Consider the following 16,595-nt stretch of genomic DNA (forward strand, 5'->3'; position numbering starts at 1 on the left):
GGCGCCACTGACATGGAAAACAAAGCCCACGCCTTGGCCGCCGGCCTCTTTCTGCTGCTGCTTGGCCTCATGCTGGCAGCCAGCGTCGCCTGGTTCCAGGGCGACCGTACCGAGCGCGTGCGCTACACCGTCGTCGCCCGCAGCGGCGTGCCCGGCTTGAACCTGAAGGCGCCGGTCAAGCTGCGCGGTGTCGAGGTGGGCTACGTCGAGACGATTGGCTTCGACCCGGCCGATCCGCGCCAGATCCTCGTCGGCATCGCCGTCGATGCGGCCGCGCCCGTGTCGACCCAAACCTATGCGCAGCTCGGCCTGCAGGGCGTCACGGGTCTGTCCTTTGTCGGCCTGGAAGAGGCTGATACCAAGGGCACCCTACAGCGCGCTACACCCGGCACCCGCCTCGCGCTGCGGCCCACGCTGCTGGATCGCCTGGCCGAGAGCGGGCCGGGCCTGATCGCCGGCTTTGCCGAGACGGCCAACCGGCTCAACGCCCTGCTCAGCGACGACAACCGCGCCCAGCTCGGCAAGACGCTCGCCGAGCTGCAGCAGGCTGCCGGCGACACCAGCAAGCTGATGGCCGCCCTGCAACCTGGCGCCCGCGAGCTGCCGGCGCTGCTGAAGGACGCCGACACCACCGCCCAGCGCGCCCAGGCCGCGCTGATCCGCATCGAGGCACTGGCCGCCGACGGCCAGTTGCTCGCCCAGGACCTGAAGGCCCGCACCAAGGCGCTGGACCAGCTGGAGGCGGCCGCCGCCCAGGTGCAGGCCACCAGCCGCAACCTCGAGCTCGCGCTGGTCGGCGACGCGCCGCCGCGCACCCGCCCCGTGCTGGCTGACGTGTCAGCCGCCAGCCGCAGCATCGAGCGTGCCGCCAACGACCTCGGCGACCAGCCGCAGAGCCTGCTGTTCGGCCGCAGTGCGCGGCCGCCCGGGCCCGGCGAGGCCGGCTTTGCAGAGCGCCTGAAGAAATGAAAGCAACATCGATCCTGCTGGCCGTCGCGCTGGCATTGAGTGCCTGCTCTCTCGCACCGACGGCGCCACCCCGGGCCGTCTATGACCTCGGCCCCGCGCCTGCAGCGGCCGCCAGTGGTGGTGCGCTGGCCTGGCGCGTAGCCGATGTGACGGCGCCACCCTGGCTGTCGGGCGACGGCATCGCCTATCGCCTCAGCTTTCAGCAGGCCCAGCGCCTGGAGCATTATCGCGACAGCGTATGGGCTGCGCCACCCGCGGCGCTGCTGACGCAGCGCTTGCGCGAGCAGCTCACAACGCCATCCGCCTGCAGCGGCAGGCTCGCGCCTCTGCTGGCAGTCAACCTCGACGAGTTCGAGCAGGTGTTCACCAGCCCCACGAGCAGCCAGGTCGTGCTGCGCCTGCATGCGACGCTGGGGCCGGCGGGCGGCACCGGCCCCAGCATGCAACGGCACTGGCGCATCGAGCGGCCTGCCGCCACGCCGGACGCACCCGGCGCCGTGCGTGCCATGGCCCAGGCGGTGGACGAACTGCTGCCGCAGCTGGCCGAATGGCTGGCGGCATCGGCCTGCCGCTGAGTCCAATGTCGGCTGCCAGCTCAGCCTCTATCGCGCGACCGACCGGCGCGGCGGCGCTGCAGCCAGCCCAGCACCAGCAGGCCGGCGCAGGCCATCATCCAGCTCGACGGCTCGGGCACGGCTGCCGCTGTCATGAACTGGCCGGAGGCCGAGCTCGTCATCACACCGTCTGGCAGGGTCCAGTTGAAGTGCAGGGTGTTGCCGAAGTCGGCGCTGGTGTTGGGGCTGCCGGCATAGGGCAGCGCGACGGCCGAGGTGTAGAGCTCGGCGAAGATGAAGACCTTGCTGTTGCCCAGGGGGATGGCCAGCTCATCGCCAAAGACCGTCGTGCCGGATTTCAGCTGCACGGCAGGGGCATAGTCGTTCAGGCGATCGAAGAAATCGGCCTTGGGGTCGCCGACATAAAAGCGTGTCCAGGCCAGCGCATTGCCGCCAGGCGTCAGCGTGCCATCGATGCTGACGCTGAGGTTGGCCAGACCGAGGTTCTGGCCGTTCTGGAAGGTCACCGTGTCCCAGAAGCGGGCCACCGATTCGGCGCCCGTCTTGGCACGGCAGCCCGGGCAGGGTGTGGCGCTGGAGGCTGCGTGCAGCGTGCCGTCGCCAAGGCCTGCCATGCCCCAGGCATAGGAGTACTTGTAATACGACGGCGTGTTGGCCATGGCCGAGAAGCTGCCCTCGCCACCGCTGCGGGTGCCGCCTGTCGTACCGGCGTAGCTGCCGTAGTTGGGCGTCGCGGCTTGCGCGGTGAAGGTCAGCAGGGTGGCGCTGGCCAGGGCCAGCGCGAGAGTCATCGAGGTCTTGTTCATGGTGGTCTCAAGTTCAGACATTCAGGGGTTGGGTGTTCATCAGTGCCCGCGCGCGGGCGGCGATCTGTTCGGGCTGGGGCACGGCGGCCTGCTCCAGCGGCCAGCTGGCCAGCGCCGGGGCGTCGGGACCGGTCAGGCGCTGGGGTGCGGCCTTCAGGTCGGCAAAGGCCTCTTCGGCGACGACGGCGCACAGCTCAGCCGCCAGGCCGCACAGGCCGCTGGCCTCGGTCACGCACAGCAGGCGGCCGGTCTTGCGCACTGAAGTCAGCACGGTGGCCGTGTCCAGCGGCTTGAGGCTGCGCAGGTCGATGACTTCGGCCTCCACGCCCTCCGCCTGCAAGGTCAGCGCAGCGGTGAGGCAATGGCCGACGGTCTTGCCGTAGCCCACCAGCGTCAGCGCGTCGCCGCGCCGGCGCACCGCAGCGCACCCGGGCAGCAGCAGCTCGTCGCCATTCACATCGCCCGGCGCATGGGCCAGGCCGATGTCGCTGAACAGCAGGCTGGGCAGAGGCTGACTCAGGGCGCCGGTCAGCAGCCCGGCGGTGTCGCTCGGCGTGCTGGGCATCAGCACCTGCAGGCCGGACACGTGGGCAAACAGCGCCTCCAGGTTGTGGTTGTGCTGGCCGCCGATGGCCCAGCCGGCCCCGGTCTGGGCCAGCACCACCATCGGGAACTCGAACTGCCCCCCGCTCAGCGCCCCGAGCTTGCCGGCGCTGTTGACCAACGCGTCCATGGCCAGCATCAGGAAGGGCGAGTACAGCAGGTCCACGACGGGGCGCAGGCCCATGGCCGCGGCACCCACGGCACAGCCGACGATGCTGGCCTCAGCCAGCGGCGTGTTGCGCACACGCTCGGCACCGAAGGCGGCCAGCAGCTCGGGATTCTTGGTGGCCACGCCCTCGCCGATGAAGAAGACGCGCTCGTCGGCCGCCATCGCACGGCGCAGCGCTGCCATCAGCGCTTGCTGGGAAGTCATCGTTTGCATCTCTCGTGCTCCTTCAGGCCAGTTGGGGCCAGGGGGCAGCAAGCGCGGCGGCATAGGCCTGCTCGATGGCGCCAAGCACCTCGGCCTCGCGGCGGGCCAGGTCGTCGGCAGTCAACATCAGCCGTTCGGCCTGGCGTTGGATGGGGTCGCGCTTGAGCCACTGGGCGTGCTCGGTGGCACAGACATAGGCCTGGTCGTCGGGCTCGAAGTGGCCGCGTTGGCGGTAGGTCGTCAGCTCGAGCAGGCGCGGGCGGCCGCTGTCGCGAATGGCGGCCACGGCCTGCACGGCGGCGGCGTGAACGGCCTCGACGTCATTGCCGTCCACCACCTCGGCCACCAGGCCATGGCCCTGCACCCAGTCGGCCACGTGCTCGCCGGGCATGGCCTCGCGGCGGTGCACATAGGCCTGCCACTGGTTGTTCTCGCAGACGAAGAGAACAGGCAGGCGCCAGGTGACGGCCAGGTTGACGGATTCATGGAAGATGCCCTGGCAGGCCGCGCCATCGCCGAAGAACACGGCCGTGATGCCCTCGGGCTGGGCGCCGAGCTTCTGCGCCAGTGCCACGCCCGGCGCCAACGACAGCCCGCCGCCGACGATAGTGGACGTCAGCACCACACCCAGTTCCTTGACCGAGATGTGCAGCGAACCCGAGTGGCCACCGCAATAGCCGCTGGCGCGACCCAGCACCTCGGCGAACAGTCGCTCGGGGTCGGCGCCGCGCGCCAGCAGGTGCCCGGCGCTGCGGTGGTTGGTGAGCAGCTTGTCCTGCGGGCCCAGGGCGGCGACGACGCCAGCGGCGCAGGCCTCCTGGCCGACCGATGTGCAGGTGCCGGGGTTGCTGGGCGAGGCGACAGCGATGAGCTGCTGCTCGTAGGCACGGATCAGCAGCATGGCGTCCAGGCGGGAGGACGCGGTAGAACCGGTGGCGGCGTTCATGCTCAACCCGCCAAGCCGACGTGCGCCGGTATCCATGGGTGCCGCGGGCAGTTCGCGCTGCGTGGGAAGGGTGTTCGTACTCATGTCGGTCTCTCTCAATTCAGCAGTGCAGCAAGCCGCGACAGATCCAGCGCGGCAACGGCGTCGCGCATCGGGGCCGCATAGGCGGGGTTGTTGGGATGGGTGCTGGCGCAGACGGTCAGCAGCTGGATGCGCGTGCGGTGGCGGGCGTCCCAGGGGAAGCCCGAGTCCAGCTTGACGAGGCGCTTCAGCGGCCGGCCGGCGTCGCCAGGCCCGGGCAGGCGATGGCGGCCGCTGCCCAGGCGGTAGGGCTCGCCGAGTTGGCCGGCGTCCATCGCGGCGCGGGTGGCGCGCAGGCTCTCCAGCTCGTCGACCAGGCCCCGGCGGCCACGTGCCAGTTGCGCGTGAAAGCTCGCCTCGCCAGCCTTGCGCTGGCGGGCCGTCATCAGCAGCATGTCGGCGGCCTTGGCGTTCTGCGGCCGGATCTGTTCGGCCCGGCGCTCGGCTTCGATCAGGTCGAAGGGCTCCAGCGCGCGCTCGTTGCGGCGGTCCCAGTCTTCGATCTTGCGTTGCTGCTCGCGCTCGAAGTAGCCGAGCATCTCGCCGACGGTGACGGGCACCCAGGGCAGGCGGCGCTCGGGGCCGATGACGGCGCAGCCACGAAACACCGGCCAGCCCTGCACGGCCTCGCCGCGCTCGCCTTCGAGGTAGGCGCTGAGCTGCTCGTCATGGGCCCAGCGGTTCAGCGTCGTCAGCGGCGAATTGATGAAGAGACTGAAGCCGGCGCGCGGGCCGATGCGCTGGGCGGCTTCGGCGTGGATGCCGCAGTCCGTGCCTGTCCAGGTCTTGGGCCCGAAGCCCTGGGCATGGATGACGGCCTCGCGCGGGCGGCGGCTCGGCTCATCGGAGTCCATCACCTGGCGGGTCAGGCGCAGCCGGACCTCGGGCAGGGCCAGCAGGCCTGGGTTGGGTCGGGCCTGGGCCTCGAACTGGTCCATGACCGCATGCAACGGCTTGAACGAGGCGTGCATGACCGGCAGGCCGTCGTTGCTGGTCGGCTCGGCCGCATTGGCCGCCCAGCAACCGGCTTGGGCGGCGCCAGCGGCGAGCACCAACCCTGCGAGCAGCGCGGCGGCGGCCTGGGCGCTCAACGAGGGGTTGGGACGTGTTTTCATCATGGATGGCTTTCCTCATTCGCCGGTTTCGGGCAAGGCTGCGCCGCACCGCTGCCTGGGAGGCTTCGGCCGGTCGATGACCTGGGGATGCGTGTCTTGCGCCGGTGTCTGTCCGGCATGGGCTCTACTGTGGTCGGCGAGCGCTTCTCGCGCTGCTAGTTCTCCACTAAGGGTTTGTTAAGTCTTTGCTAACGGCGACGCGATGGCCTGCTTGCCTATCATTCCGACCTCGACCCAACCACCGCGCCGCACCTTGCCGCAACTCCCTGCCGACTGGGCCGCTCATCTCGAAAGCGGCGTCTCCCACCGCCTCGGCGGCAGCCATGCCGACGGTCAGCCCGAGATCTGCCGCGGCCTGGCCGCTCAAGCGCTGGCCGACGGCCGCGTCGAGGTGCTGCTGGCGGCCGACATCGCCGACCGGCTGCTGGCCGCCGTGCAGGCGAGCGGGCGCGTCGCCTACGTTGCGGCGCAGCCGGGCAGCCATCGCACGCTGCACGTGAAAGGCCTGGACGCCGAGGTCTTCACGCCCACGGCCGGCCATGCACCGCTGTTCGAGCGCTGCCGTGAACGATTCATCGCCCAGGTCGAGCCCTACGGCTTCAGCCGCGAGGCCATCATGGCGATCTGGTACGACCTGGGCGTGCAACGCCTGGCCGGCATCCGCTTCACGCCCTGCGGCGCCTGGGACCAGACGCCCGGCCCCGGTGCCGGCAACCCCGTGGAACTGCTGCGCTGATGGCCCGCCTTCCCGGCATCTGGATCGATCACCTGCAGCAGGGCGTCACGCTGCGCGTGGGCTCGAGCACGCCCGAGGGGCAGCCCGAGCTGGCCTTCGCGCACGGCGCCTGGGCCCTGGCCGACGGTCGCATCGAACTGCTCGTACGCAGCAAGGCGGGCGCCGAGCTGCTCGACGCGATCCGCGCCACCGGCCGTGTCGCTGTTTCCGCCGGCCTGCCCAGTACCTGCCGTGTGCTGCATGTGAAGGGCGTGGGCGCAGAGGTGCTGCCCGCCTATGCCGAGCAGGGCCCGAAGTTTGCGCATTGCTTCGAGGCCTGGCTGCGGCAGATTGAACTCTTCGGCGCCGACCGCCGACAGGTCAACGCCGTGCTCGGCGACCTCACCCTGGCCGACCTCAGCTGTGTGCGCTTCACGCCGCTGGCGGCCTGGGACCAGACCCCCGGCCCCGGCGCTGGCCAGCCCATCGATCTCATGCCATGAACGAAACCACCACTCCTCAAGCCGAGCGCCGCGCGCTCAAGCTGCGCGACGTGCGCCGCCTGCTCGAAGGCGTCATCCCGCCGGCGATGTGCTCGGTGGGCGCCGATGGCATGCCGCACGTCAACTACCTGTCGCACGCCGAGTACCTCGACGACGAGCATGTCGCGCTGACCTACCAGTTCCTCAACCGCGCCCGCGCCAACATCCTCGCTACTGGCCGCGTGGCGCTCAGCGTCGAGGACCCGATCACCGGCGTGTCGGTGCTGCTTCAGCTTCGCTACGAGCGCACCGAGACCGAGGGCCCGGTGTTTGAGCGCCTGCGCGCCAAGCTCGCCGGCATCGCCGCGCAGACGGGCATGGAGAAGGTCTTTCACCTGCGCGGCGCCGACGTCTACCGCGTCGAATCGCTGCGCAAGCTCGACCCGGTGCACCCGCTGCCGGCGATGGCGCCGCGGTGCGACCTCGCCGCCGGTGTGCGGCGCTTGAGCGAGCAGCTCGCCGAGGCGCCCGACCTGCGCAGCCTGCTGCAGGCCTTCACCACCGGCCTGCAGCGCGACCTGTGCATCAGCCACGCCATCATCTGGCTGCTGGACGAACAGCGCCAGGGCCTCTATACGCTGGCCAGCATCGGCTACGAACAGGCTGGCAGCGGCGCCGAGTTGCCGCTGGCCGAAGCCGGCCTCGCCGGCGTCGCGCTGCGCGAGAACGTGCCGATCCGCATCGGCCACATGAGCCAGATGTACAGCTACGGCATGTCCTGGCGAGCCAAGGCCGAGCAGCTCGGCCTGCAGGCCGCCATGGCCGACACCATCCCCATGCCCGGCCTGGCCAGCCCGCGCAGCCAGCTCGCCGTGCCGCTGCGCGCCCGTGGCCGCACGGTCGGCGCGCTGCTGGTGGAAAGCGAGCACGACCAGTTCTTCAGTTATGACGACGAGGACGCGCTGACGGCCGTTGGCGCTCAACTAGCGCAAGGCCTGGCAGCCTTGCGCACGACGGAGCTGGTGGAAGAACCCGTGACAGCGGCACCTGCGGCCGAACAGGCGGCCGGTGGCACGCCGCTGCGCCTGCGCCACTACCCGCGTGACCACAGCGTCTTCATCAACGACGAGTACCTCATCAAGGGCGTGGCCGGCGCCATCATCGCCAAGCTCGTGCGCGACCAGATCGACAGCGGCCGCGAGGCCTTCAGCACGCGCGAGCTGCGCCTGGCCGGCGGCGACCTGCGCCTGCCCGAGGTGCAGGACAACCTCGGCGTGCGCCTCCTGCTGCTGGAGCGCCGCCTGGCCGAGCGCGACTTCGGCCTGCACATCGAACGCGCCGGCCGCGGCCAGTACCGCCTCATTGCCGACGGCCCGCTGAGCCTGACGACCGAGGGCTGAGTTGCGCGTCTGTCGCGCCATGCGCTACCGTCGAGACACGAGCACTGGCCGGCCTGGCCGCACCTCAGCCCTGACACTGGAGACCCTCGTCGTCACGGCCGCAGTGCCGTAGCGTTGACAGGCCCTAAGACACCATCAACGAAGTGATGCCGGTCTGGCCCGGGTGGTAGAGCCGCAGGCGCACGAAGTAGCGACGACCGGCAAAGAGCTTGTAGACGATGCTGGCATTGCGGTCTTCGCCGCTGTCGTCGTCGGCCGCCAAATTGCGCGGCGTGCCGTTCACGTCCTCGAACAGGCCCAGCAGCGTGTCCGATGCGCCCTTGGTGGCGATGGTGTACCTGCGCGACTCGGTGGGCTTGAACAGATAGTCCACCTGTTGACCGGCCGCAAGGGGCACGGCCACGGCCTTGAAGGCTTCCAGCGTCGGCGTCTGGGCCGCCTGCGCCGGGTACCACTTCAACAACCAGGCCTTGTCGGCCTTGGACAGCTTGCCGGGCGGCACCAGGCCGTCGACGTCATATTGCTCGGGCTCGTCGATGAGGCCGGGCTCGAACTCGTACTCCATGATGGAGTCGGGGTCCCAACTCGAGCCCTGCACCTGGCTGGGCTCGAGCTTCTCCAGGATGTTGTGGAAGGTCGTCTCGCGCGTCCAGCTGTTGGGCGGCTTGCCCAGCGAGGTGTAGACGGCCTCCTCATGCCACTTGATGCCGGCAAAGGGGTTCTGGTGCTCGTGCTCCATGCCCAGCACATGGCCGAGTTCGTGCAATGCGGTGCCGCGGCCATAGGCCGTCGTCAGGTCCCAGCCATAGACGGTGGTCGGTTCGGTCGTCGGCACATGCAGCACGTCGCGCCCGACGGCCGACGCCGAGCTGCCATCGGGCTCGGAGTAGCCGATGCGCACCTCGGCCTCGCTCATCTGCGTGACCTCCTGGAACACCAGGCCGATACCAACGGCCTTCCATTCGGCGAAGGCGGCGCGCACTGCATCGGCTTGCTTCTTGGCCACGGCGTAGTGGCCGCTCTTGAAGAAGCAGTAGTGCAGCACGGTGCCGTTGAGCCACTTGCCTCGGGTATTCAATATGGCACGTGCGCGGCGCGGATCGTTGGCGATGACGGCCGGCAAGCTGGGCTTGATGCGCGGCGGCGTGTTGCACAGCGGCCTGGGTGCCGGGCGCGCGGCCAGTTTTGACTTGTTTGTTTTCGGCTTGCTTGCCATGGATGCCTCCATCGAGCGTCACTGCCCATTGCAGCCCGCTCAGCATGAACCCGGCGCCGCCCGGGACCAATAGCTGACTTGAGGATGACCCCTAAGTCGTCAGGACTCGTCCGCCGCGATGCACTCGATCTCGACACGCGCGCCCAAGGCCAGGCCGTTGCAGCCCAGTGCACTGCGCGCCGGCAGCGGCGTGCTGACGAAGAACTCGCGGTAGACCTCGTTGAAGGCCGGCCAGTCGGCCATGTCGGCCAGCATCACGGTGCAGCGCACCAGGTGCTGCAGGTCCAGGCCCTGGCCGCGCAGCACGGTGCGGATGTTCTCCAGCGTCTGGCGCGCCTCGGCCCGCAGGCCGCCATCGACGAGCTTGAGCTGGCCGGGCACGTTGCCGAGCTGGCCCGACAGATAGAGCATGTTGCCGACGCGCACGCCCTCGGGAAAGGGCACGGTAGCAGGCACGACCTGCCCGCTGTTGAATCGTTCGATCTTCATCGTGGCGTCATTCCCATTGCTTGCTCCAGTGCAGCCGGGTCATAGACCTGGCCACCTTTGATGGTGCGGTAGACACGCCGGATGTCGCTCATGTTGGCAAGCGGATCACCGTCGACCAGGATCATGTCGGCCAGCTTGCCCGGCGTGATGCTGCCGCGGTCCTTCTCGACGCCGAGCACGCGCGCCGGCACCAGCGTGGCGATGCGCAGCACCTCCGCATTGGCAATGCCGGCCTGCGCGTACAGCTCCAGCTCGCGGTGCAGGCTGTAGCCGGCGAAGCCGTCGCTGCCCGGCATGATCGTGACGCCGCCGTCGTGAAGCCGCTTGAGCATGCGCAGCAGGCCCGGCAGGGCCTGGGCATAGACGGCCTCCTTGCCGGCCGGCACGGCGACGGCGCCCGACAGCTGGCGGCGCTTCACGACCGTCGGGAAGCGCTGCACCACCGGCCGCAGCGCCGGCGCGGCGCGCGCGGGTTCGCCGGAGAACAGGCCCTCCAGCACGACCATGGTCGGGTCCAGCACGGTCTGGTGCTGGCGCAGAAAGGTGACGAAATCCGTGAAGCGGCCGTCATTGAAGTCGAACTGCGCCAGCCGGTCGGCCAGCACCGTGTAGCGATCACGCGTGCGCGTGTCCTTCACGTCGGGGAAGAAGTTCAGCAGGATGAAGTTCAGGTGTTGGATCTCGTCGGCCCCGGCCTCGACGAAGGCGCGCGCGAAGGTGAAGGCCGGCACATGGCCGCTGACGCGCAGACCGCGCTCGTGGGCGCGGTCGGCCACCGTCGCCACCAGCGCCGGGCTGAAGGACGAATAGATCTTGACCTGGGCATAGCCGTGGTCGGCGTACCAGTCGACCGCAGCCCGCGCCTTCTCGGGCGTGTCGACCTTCACGTCGGTTGGGCCGGCCAGCGGACCGATGCCTTCGATGATGCCCGACAGCGTCACACGCGGGCCCAGCTCCGTGCCGGCGTCAAAGCGCTTCACGCGGGCCAGCATCGGCAGGTTGTCGTTGGCCATGTCACGGCCACTGGTCACGCCGGCGATGAGGTCGAACACGCCGTCGACGCTGCTGAAGTGCTGGTGGACATCCCACAGGCCCGGCATCAGGAAGCGGCCGGCGGCGTCGAGCAGCTCGGCATCCGCCGGCGCGTCGACGTCGGCGTCCGGGCCAACGCGCACGATGCGCTCGCCGCGGATCAGCACGCTGGTTCCTGCCCGCACGCTCAGGGAGACGGGGTCGAACAGGCGCGCATGGCGGATCAGCAGCGCGCCCCTGGGCTTGTGCGTCTGCTGCTGCACCAGGCGTGCATGCCAGGCCTGGTCCGCCGCCTGCTGGGCGGCCTGCAGGCTGGCCAGGCGCGGCAGCGTCGCGGCCTCCAGCACCTCGAACCAGTCGTCGATGACGCCGGCCGTCTCGCCCTTGTCGTCCAGCCAGACCGGCACCGGTGTGAACTCGATGCCGCCGATGCGGTACAGCGTCAGCGGGCCCAGCGTGTCGCCCTGCTCCAGCCAGGCTTCGCCGGCCGGCAGCAGCTTCAGGCGCCGGCCCGGCGCCTTCAACAGCGCGCGCGTCAGCACACCCATGAATTCCGGGGGCGCGTTGGCCGGCAGGTAGAAGCCGGCCGCGCGCGTCTCGCCCGTCTCGATGCGGTTGCGCCAGCGCGCCAGGCCCGCCGCATCACGCGCGAAATGCTCGCTGAACTCGACCTTCCAGTAGTCGTTGCCCTTGGCCTCGTAGCCGAGCGGCAGGCCGTTGCCATCGAGCTGCCAGCGCGCCTGGATGACATCGCCGCGGCCGCGGTCGTTGAAGCGATAGTCGGCCACGGTGACGCCGGGCTCTGGCACCGTGATCGTCTGCGTGCCGGCCGCGTTGCCATGGATCTGGACCTGGTCCTCGCGGGCCTGCGCAGCGCCTGCGAGCAGGGCCAAAACGAGCAGCCACTGCTTCATTGCCAGGCCTGCGCCATCACGCGGCGGAAATTGCCACCGAGGATCTTGTCAATGCGCGCTGAGCTGTGACCGCGGGCCGCCAGCAACTGGGCCAGCTCGATGAACTGCATCGGCCCGCAGAGATCGGGCAAGAAGAGGCTGACGTCCGGCGTCTCACCCGGCGCGCCGATGCCCATACTGCGCCGCAGCTCGGTCTCGGCGGCGAGCATGGCGCGGTAGGCGTCCATGTCGTCGATGGCCGTCGTGCCGCCGTCGGTACCGAGGCCCACATGGTCCTCGCCGCAGACGTCGATGGCGTGCTCCAGATGATGGATGAGGTCCGAGGCCATGGGCTGGCCGGCCAGGCGCAGATAGGGCATGAAGTACAGCCCGACGACGCCGCCCTTGTCAGCCAGCAGGCGCAGCTCGGCGTCGCTCTTGTTGCGCGGATGGTCGGCCACGGCGCGGCAGCCGGTGTGGGTGATGGCCACGGGCCGGCGTGCGACGCGCAGCGCGTCCAGGCAGGTCTGCTCACTGCTGTGGCTGAGGTCGACGAGCACGCTTTCGGTCTGCAGCCGCTCGACGACCTCGGCGCCAAAGCCGCTCAGGCCGGTGTCGTCAGGCACTGTCGCGCCGCAGCCGACGGCGTTGCGGCCGTTGTAGGTGAGCTGGATGACGCGCACGCCCAGATTGGCGAACAGCGCGACGCGCTCGACATCGCGGCCCAGCATCTCGGTGTTCTGAAAGCCGTAGATGACGCCGGTCTGGCCTCCTGCGCGGGCGGCGTCGAAGTCGGCGGCCGTGTGGACCTTGCGCAGCAGCGCGGACCGGGCGCGGATGAAGGCGTCCCAGCCGGCGATGTCGGCCACGGTCGCCTCGAAAGGCTCGGCGCTGCCGGCAACATGGCCCAGCGTGATGTTGACAGCCGTGAGGCCGGCCGCGCGGGCATCGCCCAGCGAGCGCTCGTCGACGTTCTGGCCGGTGCTGCTGTAGGCCATCTCGCTGCGGTCGCCGGCGCTGGGCTGGATGCGGATGTTGGGGTTGTCGAGGACACCCAGGGCGTTGATCACGAGGTTCATCGGGGCTTCTGGATTTTCAGCAAAGGCAACAACAGCAGGCAGCTCAGGCCGACGAGGGCGTCCAGGCCCAGCGTGGCGGCATAACCCCAGTGCTGGACGGCATAGCCCTGCCAGACGACGCTGTAGGTGATGGAGAGATTGGTCAGCGCCATGTAGGCGGCGAACTGCGTGGCGGCGACGGCCGGCTGCGTGATGCCGATGAAGACGGCCACGCGCGCGCCGTAGATGAAGCCGAACAGCAGCTGGTAGGTGACGACGGCGGCCATGAAGGCGGTGGCCAGCGCCGCGGGCGCGGCCTGGCCCGGCACCCAGCCCTGGCGTTGCAGTTCAAACAGCAGATAGACGCCCGGCAGGCTCAGCAGCGCCACATAGGTGGCCAGCGCCCGGCGCAGGTTGACGCGGTCGGACAGCCAGCCGCCAATGACGCAGGTGACGGCCGTGGCCGCCTGCGAGGCCGTGGCCAGCCAGCCGATCTGCTCGTTGGACAGGCCCAGGTCGACGGCCAGGTTGGACTGCAGCCCGCGGGCCAGTGCCATGGCCGAGATGGGCAGCACGGCGAACAGCAGGCCGGCCAAGGCCAGGCGCGAGCCGAACAAGGCCTGAAGGGCCTGACGCAGGAAGGCGAGGACCTCGCTGCCCGCGGCGGCCAGGCCGGCCGAAGCGGGCCTGGCGGATTGGGTCGGGGCCTCGCGCATCGGCAGGACGACCAGGCCCAGCACCGCCGCAATGACCAGCGCCAGCACCAGGATGCCGGTGCTGAAGCCGATGCGGCCGATCAACAGCAGCGCCCCGCCGCCGCCGATCAGCACGCCCAGGGACTGGCCACCGAACATCATGCCGCTGGCAAAGGCGCGCTCGTCCTCGCGCAGCGTCGTCACCGCCAGCGCATCGACGGCCACATCCTGCACCGCGCCGAACAGGTTGTGCACGACGAGCAATGCGGTGAACAGGCCGAGCTGGGTGGCGAGGTCGAGGCTGGCCAGCGGCAGCAGGGTCGCCACCATCATCAGCTGCGCGCCAAGAATCCAGCCACGGCGCGGGCCCAGGCGCCTGCACGCGATCAGGTCGATGAAGGGGCCGTAGGCCCATTTGAAGGCCCAGGGCAGCAGCACGAGGCCCAGGAACCCGCCGATCTCGGCCGTGCCCACGCCCTGACGGCGCAGCTGCGTCGCCACCGTCGTCATCGCGAAGCCGATGGGCAGGCCCTCGGTCAGGTACATCAGGAAGAACGCCGCGATGCGCCCTTTGCGGGTCGCCAGCAGATTGGGCAGTCGCATCGCCTGTCGTCTCCCTTCGCGTGAACACGATTCGATTCTAGAATTTCATTCTAATGAGCAAGACCCGAGGTTCTACTGCCCTGGACGCCGTGCTGGCACTGGCCTGCCCCGGCGAGCGCGGCGCCAGCCGGCGCGCGGTGCTGCTGCACGCCCTGCCCTGCTTCAACGCCCGCGGCATCGAGGCCGCCACCATCGAGGAACTGCGCCAGCGCAGCGGCCAGAGCGTGGGCACGATCTACCACCACTTCGGCAACAAGGAAGGCGTGGCGGCAGCCCTGTTCTTCGCCGGCTTCGACGATCAGAGCCGCACCATCGCCCTGCGCACCGAGGGTGTCGCCGATGCCCATGCCGTGGTGGTTGCGCTGGTGACCGCCTATGTGGACTGGGTGACCGCCCTGCCCGAGCTGGCGGCTTTTCTCTTCATGGCCCGCGAGACCGTGGCCCAGGGGCCGCACGGCGATGCTCTGCGCGAGCGGCTGGAGGCGCGCTACGCCCCCATCGATGCGCGTCTGGCCGAGGGCGTCCGGGCTGGCCTCATCACCGAGCTGCCTGCCGAACTGATTCCGGCCCTCGTGCTGGGCGCCGCGGAGTCGTATTGCCGCGGTTGGCTGGCGGGGCGGCGCGAGGCCAGGCCGGCGGCCTATGCCGGGCTGCTGGCCGAGGCGGCCTGGCGGGGCATCGCCGCCTAGGAAGCTGCAGCGCTTGCCGCTGCCGGCGCGTCCTCGGCGACGGGCAGGCCCTGCTTCCTGACCTCGTCGTCGATGTGGCGACGCTGTTTGCGCGCTGCCTCAAGGTCGCGCCGGGCGGCGTCTTCGTTACCGAGGCGACGTTGCGCCAGCGCGCGGCCGTAGAGGGCCATGGGCAGGGGCTTGATCTCGATGGCCGCATCGAAAGCCTTGAGGGCGCGCGACGCGTCGTCCAGGCGCAAATAGGCCCAGCCCAGGCTGTCGCGGGCCGACACGGCGCCGCCGTCCAGGCTCACGGATTCCTTGCAATCGTCCAGGGCCATCTTGAGGTCCAGGGCCAGGCGCACACGCAACCAACAGCGGTTGTTGAGCACGCGGGCCATGCTGAAGTCCGAGCGATGGCTGGGCATCCACAGCTCCCACTGGCGCAAGGCCTCGGGCGCGAGCTCCAGGCGGGCGTAGACGTCGGCCATGCCGGCACGCAGATGCGAGGACGGCGGCAGCCCCGCGTCCAGCGCGCGAAGGTCGGCCAGTGCGCCTTCACGCTCGCCCTTGGATACCCGCAGCGAGGCGCGCAGCGCCAGCGCCTCATCCAGCGCAGGGTGCAGGCGCAGGGCTTCGTCGAGGTCGGCCTGGGCCTTGGCGAACTGCCGCATCGACAGATGCACCCGCGCCCTTGCGAGGAAGTGCGCCTCGTTGCGGGGCTCAAGTTCGCAGGCGCGGTTCAGGTCCTCCAGCGCACGCTCATAGTCACCGCGGGCCGCGGAGGCCTCGCCGCGCCGCGCCAGGGCGAGCGCGTCGTCGGGCGAGATGTCCTCGGGCCGTGTCGCATAGCGCGCGTCGTAGGAGCCGGCAGTGCGTGCAAACACCGCGCCGCCGTTCCAGGTCGCGTAGAGCTTGCGCTGCAGCTGCGACACATAGATGCGGTGCGACAGGAAATAGTCCAGGCCCAGCAGCATGTCCACGTCGGCACCGCTGGCCTCGTCGATGATGAACTGGCTGTTGTGGATCTTCTCGCCGCCGAACTCGAAGGTCTCGATCGGCCCGGTCCATGCCTTGGCCTGGCCCGAGCCGGCGCCGCCGATGCGACCAATTTCGATCAGGTCGGACTCCTTCACGCCGACACGCCTGGCCGTGCGCAGCTTCAGCGAGGTGCGCGGCGCGCCGGTGTCCAGCAGCGCCTTCACGTCCTGGTCGTTGACGCGGGCAGGCACCTTGATGGCCGTGTCGCTGCCGCGCGATCCCGTCTCCAGCGGCAGCACGATGATGGGCGCCTCGCCGGCCCAGTAGGCAAAGATGGTCTTGTCGCAATCGCCCTTGGGGAACATCAGCCGCACGACGCCATGGGCAAGGTCGTATTCGGCATCGGCCATGGACAGGAAATTGCGTCCCAGAACGCCCTGGATGCCCGAACCCACCTCGTTGCCGCCGACGATGAACTCGACGTTGTTGAGCGTGGTGCCCTGGAAGATCACCTTCTCGACGCGGGTGGCCCGCGCCTGGACGGAGCCGGTGTAGCCCCAGATGCGCAGACCGTCGGGCAGGCTCCTCAGCCGCAGGTTGAGCTGGGCCGCCACCGAGGGCGTCAGGAAACTGTAGAAGGCGCCGCTGTCGATCAGCATGGGCACTTCGGTGCCGTTCAGGTTCAGCGTGCCGATCGGGCGATGGTTGACGACGCGAACCGGGATCTCCAGCTTGCTGAGCTTGCATTCGCCCCAGGCCGGCGCGGCGGTCAAGCCTGCAGCCAGCAGCGCCCATGCGGCGCGCGCCCGAATCATCTTCACCTGATCTCCTGGCTTCTTGATCTGGCGCATTCGAGCGCCCGGCGCGCACTCTAAGGCGAGCAGGGCGAGGCCGG

The 16,595-nt window shown here is 69.7% G+C and carries 16 protein-coding genes; 6 read left to right on the forward strand and 10 right to left on the reverse strand.

Annotated elements, in window-relative coordinates:
• The first annotated feature begins 12 nt into the window (after window positions 1–12).
• Entirely contained in the window at window positions 13–969 is a 957-nt protein-coding gene (locus ASC95_RS24970; RefSeq protein ID WP_057300339.1) for an MlaD family protein, read from the forward strand.
• A complete protein-coding gene (locus ASC95_RS24975) occupies window positions 966–1,544 on the forward strand; it encodes an ABC-type transport auxiliary lipoprotein family protein (RefSeq protein WP_057300340.1) in 579 nt (192 codons plus the stop codon). Before ASC95_RS24970 ends, ASC95_RS24975 begins: the two co-directional genes overlap by 4 nt.
• 20 nt (window positions 1,545–1,564) lie before the next feature.
• Here the strand turns inward: ASC95_RS24975 and ASC95_RS30940 are convergent, their stop codons facing one another.
• Genes ASC95_RS30940 through ASC95_RS24995 form a run of 4 tightly spaced genes read right to left on the reverse strand, consistent with a single transcriptional unit; the run spans window position 1,565 to window position 5,471 of the window.
• Window positions 1,565–2,350, reverse strand: a complete 786-nt coding sequence (locus ASC95_RS30940; protein WP_057300341.1) for a PEP-CTERM sorting domain-containing protein — start codon at window positions 2,348–2,350, stop codon at window positions 1,565–1,567.
• Between the two features lie 13 nt (window positions 2,351–2,363).
• Complete coding sequence (locus tag ASC95_RS24985) at window positions 2,364–3,335, reverse strand: alpha-ketoacid dehydrogenase subunit beta (RefSeq protein ID WP_057300342.1); 972 nt, start codon at window positions 3,333–3,335, stop codon at window positions 2,364–2,366.
• Between the two features lie 13 nt (window positions 3,336–3,348).
• The gene (locus ASC95_RS24990; protein WP_200960196.1) at window positions 3,349–4,356 is read right to left on the reverse strand and encodes a thiamine pyrophosphate-dependent dehydrogenase E1 component subunit alpha; all 1,008 of its coding nucleotides are present in this window, start codon (window positions 4,354–4,356) and stop codon (window positions 3,349–3,351) included.
• Window positions 4,357–4,367: 11 nt separating this feature from the next.
• A complete protein-coding gene (locus tag ASC95_RS24995; protein WP_157256494.1) occupies window positions 4,368–5,471 on the reverse strand; it encodes a hypothetical protein in 1,104 nt (367 codons plus the stop codon).
• Between the two features lie 199 nt (window positions 5,472–5,670).
• Here ASC95_RS24995 and ASC95_RS25000 point away from each other — a divergent pair, with 199 nt between their 5' ends.
• The 3 genes from ASC95_RS25000 to ASC95_RS25010 are packed head-to-tail and all read left to right on the forward strand — an operon-like array spanning window position 5,671 to window position 8,065.
• The gene (locus ASC95_RS25000; protein WP_235538044.1) at window positions 5,671–6,204 is read left to right on the forward strand and encodes a hypothetical protein; all 534 of its coding nucleotides are present in this window, start codon (window positions 5,671–5,673) and stop codon (window positions 6,202–6,204) included.
• Window positions 6,204–6,686: a hypothetical protein gene (locus ASC95_RS25005; protein ID WP_057300346.1), complete on the forward strand. Its 483-nt coding sequence runs from the start codon at window positions 6,204–6,206 to the stop codon at window positions 6,684–6,686. Before ASC95_RS25000 ends, ASC95_RS25005 begins: the two co-directional genes overlap by 1 nt.
• Complete coding sequence (locus ASC95_RS25010) at window positions 6,683–8,065, forward strand: GAF domain-containing protein (protein ID WP_057300347.1); 1,383 nt, start codon at window positions 6,683–6,685, stop codon at window positions 8,063–8,065. The genes ASC95_RS25005 and ASC95_RS25010 overlap by 4 nt, the downstream gene beginning before the upstream one ends.
• A gap of 124 nt (window positions 8,066–8,189) precedes the next feature.
• Here the strand turns inward: ASC95_RS25010 and ASC95_RS25015 are convergent, their stop codons facing one another.
• From ASC95_RS25015 to ASC95_RS25035, 5 genes are all read right to left on the reverse strand, one after another.
• Window positions 8,190–9,281 (reverse strand): hypothetical protein, encoded by a 1,092-nt coding sequence (locus ASC95_RS25015; RefSeq protein WP_057300512.1) that lies wholly within the window; start codon window positions 9,279–9,281, stop codon window positions 8,190–8,192.
• A gap of 99 nt (window positions 9,282–9,380) precedes the next feature.
• Complete coding sequence (locus tag ASC95_RS25020; RefSeq protein WP_082568083.1) at window positions 9,381–9,770, reverse strand: RidA family protein; 390 nt, start codon at window positions 9,768–9,770, stop codon at window positions 9,381–9,383.
• Window positions 9,767–11,716, reverse strand: coding sequence for an amidohydrolase family protein (locus ASC95_RS25025; RefSeq protein ID WP_057300348.1), 1,950 nt, complete (start codon window positions 11,714–11,716; stop codon window positions 9,767–9,769). Before ASC95_RS25025 ends, ASC95_RS25020 begins: the two co-directional genes overlap by 4 nt.
• Window positions 11,713–12,774: a dipeptidase gene (locus ASC95_RS25030; RefSeq protein WP_057300349.1), complete on the reverse strand. Its 1,062-nt coding sequence runs from the start codon at window positions 12,772–12,774 to the stop codon at window positions 11,713–11,715. The genes ASC95_RS25025 and ASC95_RS25030 overlap by 4 nt, the downstream gene beginning before the upstream one ends.
• Window positions 12,771–14,051, reverse strand: a complete 1,281-nt coding sequence (locus ASC95_RS25035) for an MFS transporter (protein WP_057300350.1) — start codon at window positions 14,049–14,051, stop codon at window positions 12,771–12,773. Before ASC95_RS25035 ends, ASC95_RS25030 begins: the two co-directional genes overlap by 4 nt.
• A 53-nt stretch (window positions 14,052–14,104) precedes the next feature.
• Here ASC95_RS25035 and ASC95_RS25040 point away from each other — a divergent pair, with 53 nt between their 5' ends.
• Window positions 14,105–14,740 carry a TetR/AcrR family transcriptional regulator gene (locus tag ASC95_RS25040; RefSeq protein WP_057300351.1) on the forward strand — a complete coding sequence of 212 codons (636 nt, stop codon included), beginning with the start codon at window positions 14,105–14,107 and terminating at the stop codon, window positions 14,738–14,740.
• Here the strand turns inward: ASC95_RS25040 and ASC95_RS25045 are convergent.
• Window positions 14,737–16,515: an aspartyl protease family protein gene (locus ASC95_RS25045; protein WP_235538054.1), complete on the reverse strand. Its 1,779-nt coding sequence runs from the start codon at window positions 16,513–16,515 to the stop codon at window positions 14,737–14,739. The two genes, ASC95_RS25040 and ASC95_RS25045, sit on opposite strands and share 4 nt — an antisense overlap.
• Window positions 16,516–16,595: the final 80 nt, after the last annotated feature.

Source organism: Pelomonas sp. Root1217, from assembly GCF_001425705.1.
In the GTDB taxonomy this organism is placed as follows: domain Bacteria; phylum Pseudomonadota; class Gammaproteobacteria; order Burkholderiales; family Burkholderiaceae_C; genus Pelomonas.